At 68.0% G+C, this 21,437-nt stretch carries 21 protein-coding genes; 17 read left to right on the top strand and 4 right to left on the bottom strand.

Annotated features, from left to right (window positions below):
* From TW83_RS01635 to TW83_RS01625, 3 genes are all read left to right on the top strand, one after another.
* On the top strand, positions 1–1,245 hold a 1,245-nt coding region (locus TW83_RS01635; RefSeq protein ID WP_045981032.1), incomplete at its 5' end, for a UxaA family hydrolase.
* Positions 1,246–1,275: 30 nt separating this feature from the next.
* A complete protein-coding gene (locus TW83_RS01630; RefSeq protein WP_204245706.1) occupies positions 1,276–1,989 on the top strand; it encodes an SDR family oxidoreductase in 714 nt (237 codons plus the stop codon).
* A gap of 15 nt (positions 1,990–2,004) precedes the next feature.
* Entirely contained in the window at positions 2,005–2,853 is an 849-nt protein-coding gene (locus tag TW83_RS01625; RefSeq protein ID WP_045981030.1) for a fumarylacetoacetate hydrolase family protein, read from the top strand.
* Between the two features lie 65 nt (positions 2,854–2,918).
* Here the strand turns inward: TW83_RS01625 and TW83_RS01620 are convergent, their stop codons facing one another.
* Positions 2,919–4,748, bottom strand: a complete 1,830-nt coding sequence (locus TW83_RS01620) for a family 16 glycosylhydrolase (protein ID WP_045981029.1) — start codon at positions 4,746–4,748, stop codon at positions 2,919–2,921.
* Between the two features lie 630 nt (positions 4,749–5,378).
* Positions 5,379–5,564: a hypothetical protein gene (locus tag TW83_RS01615; protein WP_045981028.1), complete on the bottom strand. Its 186-nt coding sequence runs from the start codon at positions 5,562–5,564 to the stop codon at positions 5,379–5,381.
* Positions 5,565–6,044: 480 nt separating this feature from the next.
* On the opposite strand from TW83_RS01615, the gene TW83_RS01610 reads away from it, so the two are divergent.
* The 10 genes from TW83_RS01610 to recO all read left to right on the top strand — a co-directional run bounded on the left by TW83_RS01610 (position 6,045) and on the right by recO (position 14,530).
* Positions 6,045–7,853, top strand: coding sequence for a tetratricopeptide repeat protein (locus TW83_RS01610; RefSeq protein WP_239441263.1), 1,809 nt, complete (start codon positions 6,045–6,047; stop codon positions 7,851–7,853).
* Entirely contained in the window at positions 7,850–8,668 is an 819-nt protein-coding gene (locus TW83_RS01605) for a 4-(cytidine 5'-diphospho)-2-C-methyl-D-erythritol kinase (protein WP_045981027.1), read from the top strand. Before TW83_RS01610 ends, TW83_RS01605 begins: the two co-directional genes overlap by 4 nt.
* 30 nt (positions 8,669–8,698) lie before the next feature.
* Positions 8,699–9,433, top strand: a complete 735-nt coding sequence (locus TW83_RS01600; RefSeq protein WP_045981026.1) for a pyridoxine 5'-phosphate synthase — start codon at positions 8,699–8,701, stop codon at positions 9,431–9,433.
* 37 nt (positions 9,434–9,470) lie between these two features.
* Positions 9,471–9,881, top strand: coding sequence for a holo-ACP synthase (gene acpS, locus TW83_RS01595; protein ID WP_045981025.1), 411 nt, complete (start codon positions 9,471–9,473; stop codon positions 9,879–9,881).
* Between the two features lie 72 nt (positions 9,882–9,953).
* Positions 9,954–10,745, top strand: coding sequence for a signal peptidase I (lepB, locus tag TW83_RS01590; RefSeq protein WP_045981024.1), 792 nt, complete (start codon positions 9,954–9,956; stop codon positions 10,743–10,745).
* Positions 10,742–11,431 (top strand): ribonuclease III, encoded by a 690-nt coding sequence (rnc, locus tag TW83_RS01585; protein ID WP_127897782.1) that lies wholly within the window; start codon positions 10,742–10,744, stop codon positions 11,429–11,431. The genes lepB and rnc overlap by 4 nt, the downstream gene beginning before the upstream one ends.
* Positions 11,428–12,387: a GTPase Era gene (era, locus tag TW83_RS01580; protein WP_045981023.1), complete on the top strand. Its 960-nt coding sequence runs from the start codon at positions 11,428–11,430 to the stop codon at positions 12,385–12,387. The genes rnc and era overlap by 4 nt, the downstream gene beginning before the upstream one ends.
* On the top strand, positions 12,380–12,715 hold the full coding sequence (locus TW83_RS01575; protein ID WP_045981022.1) for a DUF1491 family protein: 336 nt from the start codon (positions 12,380–12,382) through the stop codon (positions 12,713–12,715). Before era ends, TW83_RS01575 begins: the two co-directional genes overlap by 8 nt.
* Positions 12,716–12,755: 40 nt before the next feature.
* Positions 12,756–13,688 (top strand): EamA family transporter RarD, encoded by a 933-nt coding sequence (gene rarD, locus TW83_RS01570; protein WP_045981021.1) that lies wholly within the window; start codon positions 12,756–12,758, stop codon positions 13,686–13,688.
* 98 nt (positions 13,689–13,786) lie between these two features.
* Positions 13,787–14,530: a DNA repair protein RecO gene (gene recO, locus TW83_RS01565; RefSeq protein WP_045981034.1), complete on the top strand. Its 744-nt coding sequence runs from the start codon at positions 13,787–13,789 to the stop codon at positions 14,528–14,530.
* Between the two features lie 3 nt (positions 14,531–14,533).
* Here the strand turns inward: recO and TW83_RS01560 are convergent, their stop codons facing one another.
* Both TW83_RS01560 and TW83_RS01555 read right to left on the bottom strand, forming a co-directional pair.
* Entirely contained in the window at positions 14,534–14,989 is a 456-nt protein-coding gene (locus TW83_RS01560; protein WP_052714564.1) for an META domain-containing protein, read from the bottom strand.
* An 81-nt stretch (positions 14,990–15,070) separates the two neighbouring features.
* Positions 15,071–16,678, bottom strand: a complete 1,608-nt coding sequence (locus TW83_RS01555) for an acyl-CoA dehydrogenase family protein (protein WP_045981020.1) — start codon at positions 16,676–16,678, stop codon at positions 15,071–15,073.
* Between the two features lie 170 nt (positions 16,679–16,848).
* On the opposite strand from TW83_RS01555, the gene TW83_RS01550 reads away from it, so the two are divergent.
* Genes TW83_RS01550 through rnr form a run of 4 tightly spaced genes read left to right on the top strand, consistent with a single transcriptional unit; the run spans position 16,849 to position 21,425 of the window.
* A complete protein-coding gene (locus tag TW83_RS01550) occupies positions 16,849–17,616 on the top strand; it encodes a sulfite exporter TauE/SafE family protein (protein WP_045981019.1) in 768 nt (255 codons plus the stop codon).
* Positions 17,616–18,755, top strand: a complete 1,140-nt coding sequence (gene dapE, locus TW83_RS01545) for a succinyl-diaminopimelate desuccinylase (protein ID WP_045981018.1) — start codon at positions 17,616–17,618, stop codon at positions 18,753–18,755. Before TW83_RS01550 ends, dapE begins: the two co-directional genes overlap by 1 nt.
* Entirely contained in the window at positions 18,752–19,171 is a 420-nt protein-coding gene (locus TW83_RS01540; RefSeq protein ID WP_045981017.1) for a GNAT family N-acetyltransferase, read from the top strand. Before dapE ends, TW83_RS01540 begins: the two co-directional genes overlap by 4 nt.
* A 4-nt stretch (positions 19,172–19,175) precedes the next feature.
* Positions 19,176–21,425 carry a ribonuclease R gene (gene rnr, locus TW83_RS01535; RefSeq protein WP_045981016.1) on the top strand — a complete coding sequence of 750 codons (2,250 nt, stop codon included), beginning with the start codon at positions 19,176–19,178 and terminating at the stop codon, positions 21,423–21,425.
* Positions 21,426–21,437 lie beyond the last annotated feature (12 nt).

Below are 21,437 nucleotides of genomic sequence, written 5' to 3'. Positions count from 1 at the left end.
GGCTTTGGCAGCGCGGCGGGTGCGGTGCCCGCCCCCCATGCTCCGGCGTCCTTCCAGGGGTTTCACCGGCCATCGGGGCGGGTGGGCACGCGCAATTATGTGGGCATCCTGACCTCGGTCAATTGCGCGGGATCGGTCGCCCGCTTCATCGCCGAGGAGGCAGAGCGTCAGGGCTGGCTGGCCGATTACCCCAACGTGGACGGCATCGTGCCCATCGTGCACGGCACCGGCTGCGGCATGTCCGGCAAGGGCGAAGGGTACGAGACGCTGTTCCGCACCATCGCGGGCTATGGCCACAACCCCAATTTCGGCGCCATCCTGATGGTGGGCCTGGGCTGCGAGGTCATGCAGATCCCCGACCTGATCGACCGGCGCGCGCTGAAGGACAGCGCCCGGTTCCGCTATATGACCATCCAGCAGACGGGCGGCACGCGGGCCACCGTCGACAAGGGCGTGGCGATCCTGCGCGAACTGGCCGCCGAGGCGGACCGTGCCACGCGCCGGACCGCGCCGGCATCCGCGCTGGTGATGGGCATGCAATGCGGGGGGTCGGACGGCTATTCCGGGATCACGGCCAACCCGGCCCTGGGCATCGCCTCTGATCTGCTGGTGGCGCAGGGGGGCATCTCGATCCTGTCGGAAACCTCCGAGATCTATGGCGCCGAACATCTGCTGACCCGACGCGCCGATCCCGAGACCGGCCGCAAGCTGATCGACCTGATCGAATGGTGGGAGGATTACACCGCCCGCAACTTCGGAGAGATGGACAACAATCCCTCGCCCGGCAACAAGCGCGGCGGCCTGACCACGATCCTGGAAAAGAGCCTGGGCGCCGTGGCCAAGGGGGGCAGCGCGCCGCTGTCGGCGGTCTATCGCTATGGCGAACCCATCGACCGGCCGGGTTTCGTCTTCATGGACAGCCCCGGCTATGACCCCTGTTCGGTGACGGGGCAGGTCGCGTCGGGGGCCAACCTGATCGCCTTCACCACCGGGCGGGGCAGCGTGTCGGGCTATCGCCCTGTGCCCTGCATCAAGATCGCGTCGAACCCCGACCTGTGGCGCCGGATGGAGCCGGACATGGATGTCGATTGCGGTGCCATCCTCTCCGGGGCGACCCTGCAGGAGAAGGGGCACGAGATTTTCGACCTGATGCTGGCCGTCGCCTCCGGTGCCCCGACGAAAAGCGAGGCGCAGGGGTTCGGCGCGGTCGAGTTCGTGCCCTGGCAGATCGGCGCGGTGATGTAAGTGAAAGGACAGCGAATGATACCAACCCCCATGACCGGACAGCGCGTCGTGATCACCGCGGCGGCCCAGGGGATCGGCCGCGCCAGCGCGCTGGCCTTTGCCGCAGCGGGTGCCGAGGTAATCGCCACCGACATCAACATGGACGGGCTCTCGACGCTGGACGGGTGCCGCACCGCGCGCCTGGACGTGCTGGACGGCGCCGCCGTGGCCGCGTTCTTTGCCGATCTGGGACCGGTGGACGTGCTGTTCAACTGCGCCGGGGTCGTGCATGCGGGCGGCATCATGGAGGCATCCGAGGCCGACCTGGAATTTGCGTTCGACCTGAACGTGCGATCGATGATGCGCACGATCCGGGCGGTCCTGCCGGGGATGGTCGATCGGGGGCGGGGGGCGATCATCAACATGTCCTCGGTCGCATCGTCTATCAAGGGGGTGCCCAACCGCTTTGCCTATTCCACCACCAAGGCCGCCGTCCTGGGTCTGACCAAGTCGGTCGCCGCCGATCATGTGGGCCACGGCATCCGATGCAACGCGATCTGCCCCGGCACGGTGCAGTCGCCGTCCCTGGACGACCGCCTAGCCGCGACGGGCGATGCCGTGGCGGCCCGCGCGGCCTTCGTCGCGCGCCAGCCCATGGGGCGCATCGCCGATGCGGCGGAAATCGCCGATCTGGCCGTGTATCTGGCAGGCGCGACCTATACCACGGGCCAAGCCGTCTGCATCGACGGCGGCTGGACACTCTGACCCAAGGAAGACGACATGAAACTTGTTCGCTTTGGTGCCGCGGGCGCCGAGAAACCCGGCCTGATCGACGCGGACGGCCAGATCCGTGACTTGTCGGCGCATGTGTCGGACCTGTCTGGACAGGCGCTGCATCCCGATGCACTGGCCGGCCTGGCGCGCCTTGATCCGGCGACGCTGCCGCTGGTCCAGGGCGATCCGCGTCTGGGCCCGCCCGTCGCGGGCACCGGCAAGTTCATCTGCATCGGCCTGAACTATGCCGACCATGCCGCCGAATCCGGCATGCAGGTCCCGCCCGAGCCTGTGATCTTCATGAAGGCCACCAGCGCGATCTGCGGCCCGAACGATCCGATCATCATCCCGCGCGGCAGCGAAAAGACCGACTGGGAGGTCGAACTGGCCGTCATCATCGGCAAGCCTGCCAAATATGTCGACGAAGCCGACGCCATGTCCCATGTCGCGGGCTTTGCCGTGACCAACGACGTATCCGAACGGGCGTTCCAGACCGAACGCGCGGGCCAGTGGACCAAGGGCAAGTCCTGCGACAATTTCGGCCAGATCGGCCCCTGGCTGGTCACCCCGGACGAGATCGCCGATCCCCAGGATCTGGCGATGTGGCTGAGCGTGAACGGTCAGACGATGCAGGACGGGTCGACGGCGACGATGGTCTATCAGGTGCCGTTCCTGATCCACTACCTCAGCCAGTTCATGACGCTGCATCCGGGCGACGTGATTTCCACCGGAACGCCTCCGGGCGTCGGGATGGGGATGCGGCCGCAACGCTTCCTGCGGGCGGGCGACGTCGTCGAACTGGGCATCAAGGGGCTGGGCCAGCAGCGCCAGGAGGTCATTGCCGACCCGGCCTGATGGGCGCATGCCGTCGCCCGTAACGCTTGGCCCCGCATGGGCCGGGCGTCACGGGCCGATCCCGGTCAGACGAAGATCAGGTCGTTGCCCAGCCCCTCGATCGTCATGTTGCGCACCGTCAGCACGTCACCGTCCCCAAGATCGAAGACGACGTTCGCGCCGATCTGCGCGGCATGGTCCCGCGCCTGCGCCAAGCTGGCGATCCCGAAGTCGACCATGCGGATCGTGTCGATGTCGTCCTGAAAATCCATGACCGCATCACGCCCGGCACCGTGACCGAAGACGAAGACATCGGCCCCCGCGCCGCCCCACAGCTGATCGCGTCCCGCACCGCCGTTCAGGCTGTCGTTTCCGGCCCCACCGTCCAGGCGATCATTGCCCTGCCTGCCGTGAAGGATGTCCGCACCGAACCCGCCGCGGATCACGTTCGCCCGGGCGTCGCCCAGCAGGATGTCGTTTCCCATCCCGCCGTGAATGTTCTCGACATTGCGGATCACGTCGGCCCCGTGCCCCGTGGCCTGCGCGCCCGTCATGGCCAGATCGATCCGCGCGGCCCGCGCCTGACCCATGAACGAGACCCAGTCCGTTCCCGCGCCGCCATCGATCGTGTCGTTGCCCGCCCCGCCCCAAAGCATGTCGTCGCCGACCCCGCCATGCAGGACGTCGTTTCCGTTCCCGCCGAAAAGGCTGTCAGCCCCGCCGCCGCCCGCAATCGTGTCCGCGCCACCCGCGCCGCGCAGGATGGTATCGGCCCCATTGCCGGTCATGCGGTTGGCCAGATCGTTGCCGACACCGGTCACCCGCCCCGTACCGGTCATCACCAGATGCTCGACATGGGCGGACAGCGCGTGGGACACGCCGGCATGCACGACGTCCCGACCGCCATTCGCCGTTTCGATCACCCGGTCACCCGCGTTGTCGACGTGATAGACGTCGTCGCCGGCCATGCCGTACATCCTGTCGGCGCCCGCCATGCCGTCGATGACATCATTGCCCGACAGCCCGAACATCGTGTCACTTGCCGCGGTCCCGCGCAGGCGATCGGCACCTGCGCTGCCAATGATGCTGCCCGGAGGGGCATCGGCGGGGAACAGCGGAAAGCCGGGGACCGGATCGGGGGTCGGACCCGGCCCGCCGACCACGGGGCCGGGGGGAACGCTACTGCCGTATTCGCCGGGCCTGATCTCTGCCCCGGCAATGCGGGCGACCAACGGCTCTCCGGGATCGGTCCATCGGCCGGCCCAGCCTTCCTGCCCCGGGGCCACCGCCCACAGATCGACATAGCTGGACATGGGGCCAATGTTCCAGATGCCGCCGGGCATGTCCGCGGCGCTGAATTGCGCCACGATACGCCCATCGACATAGAAGACGGCGGAACGGTCGGTCACGGTGACTTCATAGGTGTGAAAACCTTCCGCCGCGTCAAAGCCTAGGTCGATCACCGCGCGCCGCTGGCCGGCGTCATTCAGCGTGATATGGTTTCCGGCAGCGTCCTCCATGTGGATGGCCAGCTGGACCTGCGTGGTGTCGCCCCCCACGAATTCGAAATCGAATTCAACCCAAGGCTGATGCTGCCAGTCCGCTTTGTAGGTGAACAGTCCGAATACCGCGCCCGGTTGCATGTCGGGGGCCTGCACGGTCCATCCCCATGTTCCGGTGGTGGCGATCTGGGCGCCCTGAATCTCGCCGCTCTGATAGGGACGGGGCGATCCGGATGGGGACCGGCCCAGGACCAGTTCGATGGCACCATCCGCGCCGACGCGGACATTGTCATCCGACCACTGCATGATGCTTGATTGCCCGGCCGCCCAGTCCGAGATCAGCCAGCTGTCATTGTCGTGCTGTTCGCCGATCTCGTACAGATCAAGGGCAGGGGCGGTCGGGGTCGTGGTCATGCTCACCTCAGATGGTCGCAGGGACGGCGGCGGCCGAGACGGGCAGGGCAGCACGCGGTCCGATCAGGAAACCGGAAGGTTCAGTATGACCCGGACACCCTAATGCAACTTTAACGCGATCTTGCGCTGCGCGGTTTGTGCTGTGTCCCATGTGGGACGAACTCAAGCTGAGGAACGGCGTCGGATCTGCCAGAACAGCGCGATATTCTGTCGGCGAACTATATCAATGGCCCTGTCAAAGGTGATCGGAAGATCCAGCAGAAGACACACTGCGTTGCGTGCTGCCCCTGTGGGGATACGGTTCGCAAATCTAATCTAAGCGATAATTGAGGCGTAGAGCGGGAAGTGCACCGTCGAATAAGGCGTAAAATGTTGATGCGCTTGCTATCTTATCAAAACTCTAAACAGTTTTCAAAAAACGATCGCGCGCGACCACTATGGCAATATCAAAACTTTTATTAACAACTTAAGCGTGAACTATTAATTTATATTCAACCTTATATTAGATTGACGTATTGCACCATATGCACAAGTCTAAGACGTGCGTATCGATTGTCAGAGATAAGGGTCGTCCCGTCGCCGGTCGTTCCCTTGTGTCATAGGTTACCAGTCAGGCAACGTGCCCGTCCGTCATGACCTTTGGTCTGTGCGGACGGGCGTCCGCGATGCCGATGCCCAAGCAAATGCCAGCACCGAGAATCCTCCGCAGAGCGCATAGGCCGTGAGGCATTCCCAATATGCGAACCCGTTAACCAGGAACAGCATCATGACGCCGATGGCCACGGCTAGGGCAAAGGCAAGATTGGCTGCGATCATCCGACCCCTCCATTCGATAGCCGACCCCCTGCAAGGACAGGTGGCCACAGCGTTTCATTCAGAAACCAGGATGCGAGCAGATGGCCGTTTCGATCTTGGTTAACAGATCGTACCATGCACATTGGCAAAACGCCTAGGCAGAGGTGACATCCGGGACAAAAGCGGCGAAATCATGCCGTTACATGGTTCGATTTTCACGGATTGCTGCCGATGCCTCAGTTTTCGGCAAGCGTGACGGTACGTCGGCTAACAATTGCAAACTGATCAGGGCGGCTATCCTTCGTCGCCTTGCGCTACAGACAGCGCATCCTGCGGTCTTCAACGGCAACCGGCGATATGCCTCAAGGGGCCCTATCAAAATCCAAAACATGCGTGATTACTCGAACATGTGATGAAACCTTGGGGCAGGGGCGTTGCCTGCCTTGGCCCCGGCCGCTAGGCTTGCGGGCAACGCAAATGTGATTTCCGGAAGTGCCGCTCTTGACCCAGACCCGCCCCCTTGCTGCCCTGCTGCGTCTTGCCGTACTGGCTGCGCTGACGACGGGAACCGCCCTGCCGGCTCTGGCGCAGGACGGCCCGCCCGAACCGAAGCCGACGCAGCAGCCCGCGCAGATCAGCGGCCTGGCCGGCCCCTATCTTGCCGCCCGCATGGCGACCGTCGAGAACGACTTTCGCGCGGCGGCGCGCTATTTCGTCATGGCGTCGGCGCAGGATCCGCAGGACGTCTATCTGCAGGACAGCGCGCTGGTCGCGTTGGCATCGGCGGGCGATGTCGATCAGGCGGTGGCCATGGCCGAACGGTTGTTCGACGAGGATCGTCCCACGGAACTGGCCGGCCTTCTGCGCCGCGCACAGTTGGTCCGGGCCGAGGACTGGCAGGGCGTGGTCGACCTGATCGACGCGACCCATGCGCCGGACGTCCCGCTGGACCAGGACCTGATGGACGGCACCATCCGTGCCTGGGCGCTGCTGGGTGCGGGACGCGCCACCGACGCCATCGCGGCATTCGAGGCGATGGCCGCGAATGCGGACCTGGCCCCCATCGTGAACTATCACCTGGCGCTGGCCCGGGCGCTGGCGGGCGACTATGAGGCCGCCGACCGCCTGATCGTGCAGTCCGAGGCCAGTGGCCACCTGATGGGCTTGACCGCCCGCGTCCAGATCCTGTCGCAGCTGGATCGCGGCGACGAGGCGCTGGCGCTGCTGTCCCAGATCGACGGGCTGGAGGCCGAGCCGCAGTTGCTGGCCCTGCGCCAGCGCCTGGAACAGGGGCAGCCGGTGCCCTTCGACGTGGTGGGCGGCCCGGCGGACGGAATCGCGCATCTGCTGCTGTCCTTTGCCTCGGCCCTGTCCAGCAGCCCGGACCCGGAACCGCTGGCGCTGATCCATGCGCGGCTGGCGTCCTGGATCGCGCCCCAGAACCCCGAGGCCCGGCTGACCACCGCGCAGCTGCTGCAGGACCGCCAGCAGTTCGACTTGGCCGAGGCCGAGTTCGATGCCGTCCGCCGCATGGGCGAGATGCGCCCCCAGGCCGAGCTGTCGCGCATCGATGCCCTGTCGCGCGCCCAACGCCCCGCCGAGGCGGAGCGCGCGGCCCTGGCGCTGACCGCGGCCTATCCGGGCTTGGCGCAGTCCTGGATCGCGCTTGGCGACGTGACCCGCCAGCAGGAGAAATACGCCGAGGCGATCCCAAGCTATGACCGGGCGCTGGACCTTCTGGCCGACGCCCCGCCCGAGGCGCGCTGGTTCCCGCTTTACGCGCGCGGCATCTCGCTGGAGCGTGTGGGCCAGTTCGACCGCGCCGAGGCCGACCTGCTGGCCGCGCTGGAGATCCGCCCCGATCAGGCCAGCCTGCTGAACTATCTGGGTTATTCTTGGATCGACCGGAACCAGAACCTGGACCGGGCGCTGGACATGATCAAGCGCGCGGTCGAGCTGTCGCCCGGCGACGGCTATATTCTGGACAGTCTGGCATGGGCCTATTTCCGGCTTGGCCGCTATCAGGAGGCCGTGGCCCCGATGGAGCAGTCCATCGCCACGATGGCCGCCGATCCGCTGGTCAACGACCACCTGGGCGACATCTACTGGATGGTCGGCCGCCATCGCGAGGCGCAGATCCAGTGGCAGCGCGCCCTGTCGCTGGAGCCCGGCGAAAGCGGAGAGGTCGATGCCGACCGCATCCGCGCCAAGCTGGATCGCGGCCTGAACGCGGTGATGGACGAGGAGGACGGCCCCGTCGCCAGCCACCCCACCCAGGCCCCGCAGACAGAGGCCGACGCGGCCGAATGATCATCGAGGCGGCCCCCGCCAAGCTGAACCTGGCGCTGCACGTGACGGATCGGCGGCCCGACGGCTATCACCTGCTGGATTCGCTGGTCTGCTTTGCGGCGGTCGGCGACAGCATCGCCCTGACCCCCGGCCCGCTGTCCCTGAGCATCGACGGCCCCTTCGCGGCGGGTCTGTCCACCGATGACAACCTGTGTCTGCGCGCCGCGCGTCTGGTCGGAGGACAGGCCGCGATCCGGCTGACCAAGGCGCTGCCCGTTGCCTCGGGCATCGGGGGAGGGTCCGCCGATGCGGCGGCGGTGCTGCGCGGGCTGGCGCGGATGGGCCATCCGCTGCCCGATGGGACCGAACGGCTTGGCGCCGACGTGCCGGTCTGCCTGGCCTCGACGCCCGCGCGCATGCAGGGCGTCGGAGAGGTGCTGACCCCGCTGCCCGCCCTGCCGCCGCTGCACCTGGTGCTGGTCAATCCCGGCATCGGCGTGCCCACCCCGGCGATCTTCGCGGGCCTGCGGTCGCGCGACAATCCGCCCCTGCCGCCCATTCCCGCCTTTGCCGATGTCGATGCGCTGCTGGGCTGGCTGGGCACCACCCGGAACGACCTGCAGCCCCCCGCGATCGCCGCGGCGCCCGTCATCGCCGACGTGCTGCAGGCGCTGGAGGGGCAGGGCGCGGGGCTGGCGCGGATGTCGGGATCGGGGGCCACCTGCTTCGGCATCTTTGCCGACCCCGGCGCCGCGGAGCGCGCGGCTGCGGCCCTTGCGCGCAACGGCTGGTGGGCGGTGGCGACCGAACTGGCATCCGCCCCGGCGCGCGGCTAGACTGCGCCCGACCCGATCCCGGAGGAACCCATGCTGCGCCTTGGCGTCAACATCGACCACGTCGCCACCATCCGCAACGCGCGGGGCACGCCCTGGCCCGACCCGCTGCGGGCCGCGCTGATCGCCCAGGCCGCGGGCGCGGACGGCATCACCGCCCATCTGCGCGAGGATCGCCGCCATATCAGCGACGCCGACATCGACGCGCTGATGGCCAACCTGACCCAGCCCCTGAACTTCGAGATGGCCGCCACGATGGAGATGCAGGCCATCGCCCTGCGCCATCGTCCGCATGCCGTCTGCATCGTCCCCGAAAAGCGCGAGGAGCGTACGACCGAAGGCGGTCTGGATGTCGCGGGCAACGACAACGCGTTGGCCGGATACATCGCGCCGCTGCGCGAGGCCGGTTGTCGGGTGTCGCTGTTCATCGGTCACGAACCCGCCCAGATCCGCGCCGCCGCCCGGATCGGCGCGGCGGTGGTCGAACTGCACACCGGCGCCTATTGCGATCTGGACACCGAAGGCCGCCACGCCGAGCGCGACGCCGAACTGGCCGCCCTGCGCGAGGGTGCCGCGCTGGCCCATGACCTGGGGCTGGAGGTCCATGCGGGCCACGGGCTGACCTTCGACACGGTCGGTCCCATCGCGGCCATTCCCCAGGTGGCCGAACTGAACATCGGGCATTTCCTGATCTCGGAATCGGTGTTCCTGGGGCTGGAGGGTGCGATCCGCGAGATGCGCGCGCGCATGGACGCGGCGCGGGCGTGATCCCTTTCCTGTCCAAAGACCCGTCGGGACGTACGGCATGATCCTTGGCATCGGCACGGACCTGGCGAACATCGACCGCATCCAGGGGACGCTGGACCGCTTTGGCGACAGGTTCCGCAACCGGGTCTTCACGCCGACCGAACTGGCCAAGGCTGCCCGCCGCGCCGACGAGGCCGGCACCCTGGCCAAGCGGTGGGCCGCCAAGGAGGCCTGCTCCAAGGCGCTTGGCACGGGTCTTGCCATGGGCATCAGCTGGCGCGACATGGCGGTGACGAACCTGCGGTCGGGCCAGCCGGTCATGGCGCTGACGGGCTGGGCCGCGGACCGGCTGGCGGCGATGACGCCCGCCGATCATCACGCGGTCGTGCATGTCACGCTGACCGACGACCACCCCTGGGCGCAGGCCTTCGTGGTGATCGAGGCGCGTCCCGGCCCTGCGCCTGCTTGACTTTGACCCTGTGCCCGGCCCATGAACACGCGACGCAGGGCCCCGGCCCGAGGGATAAGAGGACCACGCGGAATGGCAACGGCAGCGCCCGAGAAAAAGGACGGCATCTGGGAGACGATCAAGACGATCTTCTGGGCGCTGGTGATCGCGGGCATCTTCCGCACGCTGTTCTTCCAGCCCTTCTGGATCCCGTCGGGCAGCATGAAGGACACGCTGCTGATCGGTGATTTCCTGTTCGTGAACAAGATGGCCTATGGCTATTCCGCGCACAGCTGCCCGTTCTCGATGTGCCCGATCAGCGGCCGCATCCTGGAACGCGAACCGGCGCGCGGCGACGTTGCCGTGTTCCGCCACCCGACCCGCAACGTCGATTTCATCAAGCGCGTGATCGGCCTGCCGGGCGACACCGTGCAGATGCGCGGCGGCCGCCTGTGGCTGAACGGAGAGCCGGTCCAGGTCACCCCCGCCGGCGAGTTCATCGAGGTCAAGGAACAGCAGGGGCCGCAGGGCCTGATCCCGCGCTGCGTGAACGACCCGGTGCCCGAGGGCGGCGACTGCATCAGCGAACGCATGACCGAGACGCTGCCGGGCGGCAACACCCATGACATCTTGAACATCGTCGATGGCTGGGTGGCCGACGACACGCCGACCTTCACCGTCCCCGAAGGACAGTACTTCTTCATGGGCGACAACCGCGACAACTCCGAAGACAGCCGTTTCCCGGCCGAGATCGGCGGCCTGGGCTTCGTGCCCGCCGAATACCTGATCGGCCGCGCCGACCGCATCATGTTCTCGTCGGCGGGGCGGTCGCTGCTGTATTTCTGGACGTGGCGGTCCGACCGCTTCTTCAAGGCGGTGAATTGACGCCCTCGGCCGACATCCGGGCCTTCATGGCCCGTCTGGGGCATGAATTCGCGCGGCCCGAACTGCTGATCCGCGCGCTGACGCATGGCTCGATCGCCAGCGTCACGCGGCCCGACAACCAGCGGCTGGAGTTCCTGGGCGACCGCGTCCTGGGCCTGGTCATGGCCGAGGCGCTGTTCACTGCAGACACCGCCGCCAGCGAGGGCCAGCTTGCCCCGCGCTACAATGCGCTGGTGCGCGGAGAGACCTGCGCCGCGGTGGCCCGCGAGCTGTCTCTGGGCGACGTGCTGAAGCTGGGTCGGTCCGAGATGCTGTCGGGCGGGCGTCGCAAGGACGCCCTTCTGGCCGATGCGATGGAGGCGGTGCTGGCCGCCGTCTATCTGGATGCGGGCTTCGATGCGGCCCGTCAGGTCGTGCTGCGCCATTGGGCGCCGCGTCTGGCGCGGGTCGATGCCGACAGCCGCGACGCCAAGACCGCCCTGCAGGAATGGGCCCAGGCCCAGGGCATGCCGCCCCCCGTCTATGAACAGACCGAACGCAGCGGCCCCGACCATGCGCCGGTCTTCCTGATCACCGTGCGGCTGGAAGACGGCCGCGACGCGCAGGCCCGCGGCACGGGCACCAAGCGCAGCATCGAACAGGCCGCCGCGCAATCGCTGCTGGATCGGCTGGAAGGACTGACATGACCGACGACGACATCGCCCCCGATCAGCCGCCCGCGGCGCAACCCGACGGGCCCACCCGCGCGGGCTTCGTCGCCCTGATCGGAGAGCCCAATGCGGGCAAGTCCACGCTGCTGAACCAGATGGTCGGCGCCAAGGTCAGCATCGTGACCCACAAGGTCCAGACGACCCGCGCACGCATCCGCGGCATCGCCATGCACGGCCCCGCGCAGATCGTCTTTGTCGACACGCCGGGCATCTTCCGCCCGCGCCGCCGGCTGGACCGCAGCATGGTCGCCGCGGCCTGGGGCGGGGCGTCGGACGCCGACATCGTACTGGTGCTGGTCGAGGCGCATCGCGGCCTGACCGACGGCACGCAGGCGATCCTGGATCAGCTGGTCGACCTGGGCAAGGGGACGCCCGTCGCGCTGATCATCAACAAGATCGACCGCGTCAAGGCCGAGACCCTGCTGGCCTTGTCTCAGCAGCTGAACGAGGCCTATCCCTTCACCGAGACGTTCATGATCTCGGCCATGCGCGGCCATGGCTGTCAGCAGCTGCGCGGCTGGCTGGCCCGCAGCCTGCCCGAAAGCCCGTGGCTGTACCCCGAGGATCAGATCGCCGACCTGCCCATGCGCATGATCGCCGCCGAGATCACCCGCGAGAAGCTGACCCTGCGTCTGCATGAGGAGATCCCCTATCAGCTGACGGTGGAGACCGAGGCCTGGGAGGAGAAGGACGACGGCAGCGCCCGCGTCGAACAGGTCGTCTATGTCGCCCGCCAGGGCCACAAGGGCATCGTCCTGGGCCGCGGCGGAGAGACGATCAAGGCCGTGGGTCAGGCCGCCCGCGTCGAGCTGGAGGAGTTCATGGGCCGCCGCGTCCATCTGTTCCTGCAGGTCCGCGTCCGCGAGAACTGGGAGAACGAGGCCGAACGCTATGACGAGATCGGCCTGAACTTCCGCGACGGCGATGGCTGAGGCCCGCCTGGCCGCGTCCCTGTGGGTCGCGGCCTATCTGGCCCGCCTGGCTCAGGCCAACATCCCCGCCTATGTGCTGGCGCGCGGCGACGACACGGCGGGGGCGATCGCGGTGAAATGCGCCCATCTGGACGGCACCGCCGCACTGTGGATGCGCGAATGGGACATGGACAGCGACACCCGTCCCTGGGTCGCGACCGACAGGGGCACCGAGCGTGACATCGACGCTGCCATCGCCCGCCAGCGGTCCCGCGACCGCGACCTGTGGGTGATCGAGATCGAATCGCGCGATGGCACCACGCTGCTGGATCGCGACGGGCTGTTCTGACCTCTGGCAGGGTCGCTGTTTGCAGAATATGCATCACGCCATGAGCAGCACCCCGCAGACCGATTCGCCCAAGGGCCTTGCCTATGCCGTCGCGGCCTATGGGCTGTGGGGGTTCCTGCCGATCTACATGAAGGCGCTGGCGCATCTGCCCGCGGCCGAGATCATCGCCCATCGCATCGTCTGGTCGCTGCCCATCGCGGCGGCCGTCCTGTTGTGGCAGGGCCGCGCGGCCGAGGTCGGCCAAGCCCTGCGCCAGCCGCGCCTGCTGGCGATGGCGGCGCTGACGGCGGTGCTGATCTCGGTCAACTGGCTGATCTATGTCTGGGCGATCTCGAACGATCACGCGCTTGACGCGGCGCTTGGCTATTACATCAACCCGCTGTTCAGCGTGTTTTTGGGCGCGACGCTGCTGGGGGAACGGCTGACGCGGGGGCAGGTCGCGGCCATCGCGCTGGCGGCCACCGCGGTGATCGTGCTGACGGTGCAGGCGGGCAGCCTGCCGTTGGTGGCGATCGGCCTGACGCTGTCCTGGGGCCTCTATGCCTATTGCAAGAAAAGCCTGCCGCTTGGCCCCAACCAGGGCTTCACGCTGGAGGTGCTGCTGATGACCCCGCTGGCGGCGGGCTTCCTGATCTGGCAGGCGCTGCAGGGCCAGTCGCATTTCACTGGCGCCGGCTGGGGCCAGGCGCTGTTGCTGCTGGGATGCGGGCCGGTCACGGCGATCCCGCTGCTGTTCTATGCCAACGGGGCCAAGCTGATCCGCCTGTCGACCATCGGCATCCTGCAATACATCGCGCCGACGATGATCTTTCTGTGCGCGGTGGTGCTGTTCGGCGAACCCTTCGACGGGGCCCGCCTGATCGCGTTCCCGATGATCTGGGCGGCGCTGGTTATCTATTCGGTGACGCTGGTCCGCCAGGCGGGCCAGAGACGCCGCGACCGTCGCGACCTGGCCGCCCGGCGCATGCAATAGGCGCCCCATGCCGACGGGGCGCGCGACCGTGGCCCGCGTGACGCCCTCTGGCCCCCGCAGGCCGGATCGCGCAAGCTGTGTCGGCGGACCCGGAGGCTGTGATGGAATGGCAGGCAGAAGGCACCGTGATCGGCCGCCGTCCCCATGGCGAGACGGCCGTCATCATCGACGTGCTGACCCTTGAACACGGGCGCCATGCCGGGGTCGTCCCCGGCGGGGCATCGCAGAAACGCGCCGCCATGCTGCAGCCCGGCGCGCGGCTGACCCTGCGCTGGCGCGCGCGCCAGTCGGACCAGTTGGGCAGCTTTGCCGCCGAGCCGCTGCGGATGCGGGCGGGGCTGATGGCCGATCCGACCGCGCTTGCCGGCCTGAACGCCGTCTGCGCGCTGCTGGTCTTTGCGCTGCCCGAACGCGATCCGCACCCGATGCTGGTCCAGCGGACCGAGGCGCTGCTGGACCAGATCGAGGCGGGTGCCGACTGGCCGCCCGCCTATCTGGTGTGGGAGATGCTGTTGCTGGACGAGATGGGGTTCGGCCTGGACCTTGCCAGCTGCGCGGTGACCGGCGCGACCGAGGGGCTGGCCTATGTCAGCCCAAGATCGGGCCGTGCGGTCAGCCGGCAGGGGGCGGGGGACTGGGCCGACCGCCTGCTGCCACTGCCGGCGGTCATGGGCGGGGCGGGTGACAATCGCGGCCGCGACCTGGCCCAGGGGCTGGCCATCACCGGGCATTTCCTGGAACGGCGGATGGCGCCCGACCTGGTCGGACGCCCCTTGCCCGCCGCGCGGGGGCGGCTTGTGCGGCGCCTGCTGCGGCCCGCCGCGGGGCCGCAGGACGGCTGAGACTTACTGGTTGCCGCGGGCGGCCGACAGCGCGTCGGTGGCCTGTTCAGCGGGGCGGCCGCTTTCGAAGATCAGCCAGGTCGGGCCCTTGATGCGCAGAACGCCGCCATAGAACTCCATCGAATTGGCCTGCTGCAGCGCCTCGAAGAAGCGCTGTTCGACGGCCAGATCCTTGCAGTCGGTGACACCGGTCGTTTGCAGCGGCTCGAAGGCGACGGCGGGCAGGGGGACGGTGTTCTTGGCCGCATAGCCGTTGCACGGCCCGCGACCGGACACGCCCTCGGGGCGGGTCGTCAGGGTGATGTTGCGCAGCGGCACGGTGCCGTTTCCGATGCCCACCAGCACATAGTCGTTGGCCGGGATGCCGCCCATCGGGTCGCCCGCCGGTTCCGAACAGGCGGACAGGGTCAACGTGGCGATGGCGGCCAAGGCAAGGGCGGGGCGGATCGTCAGGGACATGGGCAGGCTCCTATGGGCGCAGACAAGCGGGGCTGAGGTGGTCTAGCGTCATTTTCGGCGCCGATCCAGCCCGCGCGCGCATCAGCCCAACAACCTGCGCGCGATCACCTGGGCCTGGATTTCTGCCGCGCCCTCGAAGATGTTCAGGATGCGGGCATCGCACAGCACCCGGCTGATCGGATATTCCAGCGCGAAACCGTTGCCACCGTGGATTTGCAGGGCATTGTCGGCCGCCGACCAGGCCACGCGGGCACCCAGCAATTTGGCCATCCCGGCCTCGACATCGCAGCGGTGACCGTGATCTTTTTCCCACGCGCTGAAATAAGTCAGCTGCCGCGCGATCATGATTTCGACAGCCATCATCGCCAGCTTGTCGGCCACGCGGGGAAAGGCCGCCAGCGGCTTGCCGAACTGCCTGCGGTCCAGCGCATAGCGCAGCCCCAGGTCCAGCGCGTTCTGCGCCACCCCGATCGCGCGCGCCGCGGTCTGGATGCGGGCGGATTCGAACGTCTCCATCAGCTGCTTGAAGCCGCGGCCCGTCTCTCCACCCAGAAGGTTCGCGCCGTCGACGCGGAACCCGTCAAAGGCAAGCTCGTATTCCTTCATCCCGCGATAGCCCAGGACCTCGATCTCTCCGCCGGTCATGCCGGGGGTGGGAAAGGGGTCGGCATCGGTGCCGGGGGTCTTTTCGGCAATGAACATCGACAACCCGCGATAGTCGTCGGTCGCGGGATCCGTGCGCGCCAGCAGGGTCATGATATGCGTGCGGGCGGCATGGGTGATCCAGGTCTTGTTCCCGGTCACCACCCAATCGCCGCCGTCCCGGACCGCGCGGGTGCGCAGGCTGCCCAGGTCGCTGCCGGTGTTGGGTTCGGTGAAGACCGCGGTGGGCAGCGTCTCGCCGCTGGCCAGGCGCGGCAGCCAGTGCGCCTTCTGCGCCTCGGTGCCGCCGCACAGGATCAGCTCGGCCGCGATCTCGCTGCGCGTGCCAAGAGAGCCCACGCCGATATAGCCGCGCGACAGCTCCTCGGACACGACGACCATCGCGGCCTTGGACAGGCCCAGGCCGCCGAATTCCTCGGGGATAGTCAGGCCGAAGACACCCAGTTCGGCCAGTTCGCTGATGATCTCCATCGGGATCAGCTGATCCTGCAGGTGCCAGCCATGGGCATGGGGGGCGACCTTGTCGTCGCTCCACCGGCGGAACTGGTCGCGGATCATCTCCAGATCCTCGTCCAGGCCGCTGGCGCCGAAAATCGCCGCGCCGGCGTCGCGCGCCATGAGGGCGGCCAGTTCGGCCCGCGCCTCGGGCGTGTTGCCCGCCATCAGCGACAGCGCCTGTTCCGACGGCTGCCACGTCACGCCCAGATCGGACAGGCGCGCGAATTCGGTCTGGCTCATCGGGATGCCGCCCAGGATCTGGGTCAGGTATTCTCCCATGCCGATGCGGGTGATCAGCGCCTCGACAGGGCCGTCCACGCGCGCCGACCAGTCGGCCAGCTGACGCAGCGACATGACATAGGTGGCCAGCCAGGACAGGGCATGCGCCGCATGCTGGTGCCGCTCCAGCGCGTCTGTGTCGACGCGGCCGTCCACCATCACGCGGGCGCGCAGGGCCTCCGTGGCGCGGGCCAGCAGATCGTCCAGTTCGGACAGGACGGTCTGGGACTGATGGGTCATGTCTTTCATCGATTCGTCCTTTCGCGGCATTGCAGCATGGGTAGCGCCTTCGCACCTGCAGCGCAACAATTTTGCGCCCAATGACCGCCGCGCGACCTAATGTGTCGCACCGGATTCGCGTGTCGCTGATCCGTCAAAGCGGCCTTTTCCTTTCCCGGCGTCGCGGTTAGCGTGCCCCCATGTTCGGACTGGAGCCCTGGCAATTCGTGGCGGCCTTCGGGGTTACCGCCTTCGCGGGCTTCGTGAAGGGGGCCCTGGGCTTTGCCATGCCGATGATCATGATCTCGGCCTTCGGGTCGATCATGCCGGCACCGGTGGCCCTGGCGGCCATGATCCTGCCGACGCTGTTCACCAACATCCAGCAGGCCGTGCGCGACGGGCGGCCCGCCGCCGTGGCCTCGGCCGTCAAGTTCCGCCTGCACATCGCGATGGTCGGCATCTTCATCTGCGTCTCCGCCGGGTTCGCGGCGGTGATCCCGCAATGGGTGATGTACGCGCTGCTGGGCGTGCCGATCACGCTGTTCGCGCTGTGGCAGCTGTCGGGCCGCCCGCTGGTCCTGAACCTGCGCCACCGCAGGCGGGCCGAGGGGTGGTCGGGCGTCATCGGCGGACTGTACGGCGGCATCTCGGGCATCTGGGGGCCGCCGCTGATCGTCTATCTGCTGTCGGTGGGCACCGAAAAGCGCGAACAGGTGCGGGTGCAGGGCGTCGTGTTCCTGATCGGCGCGGTCGTCCTGACGGTGGCGCACCTGTTTTCCGGCCTGCTGAACGCATCGACCTTGCCCCTGTCCGCGGTCCTGTGCTTCCCGGCCTTTGCGGGGATGATGGCGGGGTTTGCGCTGCAGGACCGGCTGGATGTCGAACAGTTCCGCCGCTGGACGCTGCTGCTGCTGATCCTGACCGGGCTGAACCTGATCCGCCGCGCCTTTGATCTCTGGAGCCTGTGATGCCTGACGCCGCCGACCTGACCGCCCGCCTGATCCGCTGCCCCTCGGTCACGCCCGAGGAGGGCGGCGCCCTGGTCCTGCTGCAGGAGATGCTGGAGGAGGCGGGCTTCGACTGCCACCGCGTCGACCGCAACGGCACGCCGAACCTGTTCGCGCGATGGGGCGCCAAGGGGGCGCGGGCCATGGGCTTCAACGGGCATACCGACGTGGTGCCGCCGGGTGATCCGGCATCCTGGACGCATCCGCCGTTCTCCGGCCACTGGGACGCGGACGACGTGATCTGGGGCCGGGGCGCCACCGACATGAAATCCGGGGTCGCGGCCTTTGTCTGCGCCGCGGTGGATTTCGTGCGCCAGACGCCCCCGGACGGGGCCGTGATCCTGACCATCACCGGCGACGAGGAAGGCCCGTCCCGAGACGGTACCATCGCCCTGCTGGACTGGATGGCCGCGAACGACGAACGCATGGAAGCCTGCATCGTCGGAGAGCCGTCGAACCCCGAGGTGATGGGAGAGATGATGAAGATCGGCCGGCGTGGATCGGCCACCTACACCATCACCGCCAAGGGTCGTCAGGGGCATGCCGCCTATCCGCACAAGGCGCTGAACCCGCTGCACGCGCTGACCCGCTATCTGGCCGACCTGACCGCCGAGCCGCTGGACCAGGGGACGGATCATTTCGACCCCTCGGGGCTGCAGATCACCACGATCGACTGCGGCAACCCCGCGTCGAACGTGATCCCGGAAAAGGCGGTGGCGGTGGTCAACATCCGCTTCAACGACCTGCATACCGGGGCGGGCCTGCTGGACCGCCTGCGCGACCGCGCGGCGGCGGTGCAGGAGCAGACCGGCGTGACGCTGCGCGTCGAGGCCCAGATCTCGGGCGAGGCGTTCCTGACCGCGCCCGGCCCCTTCGTCGACATGGTGCGCGGCGTCGTCCAGCAGGAGACGAACCGGCAGCCGGTCCTGTCCACATCGGGCGGCACCTCGGACGCGCGCTTCGTCAAGGATCACTGCCCGGTGGTGGAATTCGGGCTGGTCGGTGCCCACATGCACCAGGTGGACGAACGTGTCCCCGCCCAGCAGGTCCGCCAGCTGCAGGTGATCTATCAGCGTATCCTGGAAAGGTTCTTTGCATGACCATCGTCGAGACGACCGACCTGGCCGCCTGCCACGCGCTGCGCCGCACCGTCTTCATCGAGGAGCAGAACGTCCCCGAGGCCGAGGAGATGGACGACCTGGACGGCGACGCCGTCCACCTGCTGGCGACCGATGCGGAGGACCGTCCGGTCGCGACCGCGCGCCTGCTGGTCAAGGACGACATCGGCAAGATCGGCCGCGTCTGCGTGCTGGCCGACCAGCGCGGAACCGGCACGGGGGCCGCCTTGATGCGGGCCGCCATCGACGCGCTGGCCGCCCGCGGCGTGCGCCAGGTGCGGCTGGGATCGCAGACCCATGCGATGGGTTTCTATGAAAAGCTGGGCTTCGTCGCCGAGGGTCCTGTCTATGACGACGCGGGCATCCCGCATCGCGACATGGCCCTGGACCTGAAGTGAGCCGATGACCCAGACCCAGATCCCCAGCAAGGCGCAGATCATCGAATGGGTGTCCGACAATCCGGACGCCAATTCCAAGCGCGATATCGCCAAGGCCTTCGGCATCAAGGGCGCCGCGCGGATCGAGCTGAAGCGCCTGCTGAAGGAGCTGGAGGCCGAGGGCCATCTGGAGCGCCGCCGCCGCCATTACCTGGACGCCGAGACGCTGCCGCTGGTGACGGTCCTGGAACTGCTGGCGCCGGACGGGTCGGGCGATCTGTTCGCGCGACCGCTGGAATGGTCGGGGACCGGGCCGATGCCGCGGATCCTGTACGCGCCGCTGAAGGCCGATCCGGCCCTGGGCCGTGGCGACCGGTTCCTGGGCCGGCTGATGCCGGTTCTGGGCGAGGATTATCAGTACCGCGCCCGCCTGATCCGCCGCATCACGGCCAGCGCGAACCGCATCACCGGCATCTTTCGCAAGGACAGCGAGGGCGGCCGTATCTTGCCCATCGACAAGGGCCAGGACAAGGAGTGGCGCGTCCGTGCCGACGCCACCCTGGATGCCGAGAACGGCGAACTGGTGCAGGGCGAACAGATCGGCCCACGCGGCCGCATGGGCCTGCCGCAGGCGCGCATCATCGAACGTCTAGGCGATCCGTCGGCGCCCCGCGCGGTCAGCCTGATCGCGATCCACCAGCACGGCATCCCCGACGAATTTCCGCAGAAGGCGCTGGACGAGGCCGAGGCCGCCAAGCCCGCGCCGCTGAAGGGGCGGGACGACCTGCGCCATCTGCCGCTTGTCACCATCGACCCGTCGGACGCGCGCGACCACGACGATGCGGTCGCGGCCTTCGTCGAGGAGGACGGCGGCGCGACGATCTGGGTCGCCATCGCCGACGTGGCCCATTATGTCCGCTCCGGCAGCGCGCTGGACCGCGAGGCCTGGGGGCGCGGCAACTCGACCTATTTCCCCGACCGCGTGGTGCCGATGCTGCCAGAGGCGCTGTCGGCGGACCTGTGTTCGCTGCACGAGGGCGTCGACCGACCCGTCATCGCGGTCGAGATGCGGCTGGACGCGCAGGGCAACAAGACCGGCCACCGGTTCCAACGCGCCATGATGAACAGCCGCGCCAGCCTTGCCTATGAGCAGGCGCAGGCGGGCGCGGACGGGGTGCCCGACGCGCAGACCGCGCCGCTGATGGACGACGTGATCCGCCCGCTGTGGCATGCCTATGGCCTGCTGAAGGACGCGCGCGAGCGCCGCCAGCCGCTGGAACTGGACCTGCCGGAACGCCGGATCGAGCTGTCGCCCGAGGGACGCGTCACGGCCGTGGCGTTCCGCGAACGCCTGGACGCGCACAAGCTGATCGAGGAGTTCATGGTCCTGGCCAACGTGGCCGCCTCCGAGGAGCTGACCCGTCACAAGCGCCCCCTGCTGTTCCGCGTCCACGAGGAGCCGAGCCTGGCCAAGATGGACGCGCTGCGCGAGGTGGCCCAGGCTTCGGGGTTCACGCTGGCCAAGGGGCAGGTGCTGCACACCAGCCACCTGAACCGCCTGCTGTCCCAGGCCGAGGGCAGCGATTTCGACGAACTGATCAACATCAGCACGCTGCGGTCGATGACCCAGGCCTATTACCACCCCGAGAATTTCGGCCATTTCGGCCTGTCGCTGAAAAGCTATGCGCATTTCACCTCGCCCATCCGGCGGTACGCTGACCTGGTGGTGCATCGGGCGCTGATCAGCGCGCATGGCTGGGGCAAGGACGGGCTGACCGAGGATCAGGTCGAACGCCTGCCCGAGACCGCGACCCATATCAGCGAGACCGAGCGGCGATCCATGGCCGCGGAACGCGACACGACCGACCGCTATCTGGCGGCGTTCCTGGCGGAACGCGTGGGCACCGAGATGACCGGCCGCATCAGCGGCATCCAGAAGTTCGGCGCCTTCGTCAAGCTGGACGAGACGGGGGCCGACGGGCTGCTGCCCATCCGCGCCATCGGGCAGGAATATTTCCACTTCGACCCCGACCGCCAGATGCTGATCGGCAGCGACACGGGCCTGGAGATCGGCATCGGACAGCGGGTGACCGTGCGCCTGGCCGAGGCACTGCCCCTGACCGGGGGGCTGCTGCTGGACCTGCTGGAGCTGGAGGGCGCGACCCTGCCGCGCGGTCCGTCTAAGGGACGCCGCGGCGGTGGACCGGGTCGCATGGCCGTCAAGTCGCGGCTGGCCGAGATCAAGCGCGCCACCAAGCGGCGGCGCAAGCGCTGATCAGCTTTCGCG

It is taken from the genome of Paracoccus sp. S4493 (assembly GCF_000967735.1).
GTDB classification, from domain to species: Bacteria; Pseudomonadota; Alphaproteobacteria; order Rhodobacterales; family Rhodobacteraceae; genus Paracoccus; species Paracoccus marcusii.
The sequence above is the reverse complement of the archived record's forward strand: the minus strand, read 5'-3'. Positions and strand labels throughout refer to the sequence as shown.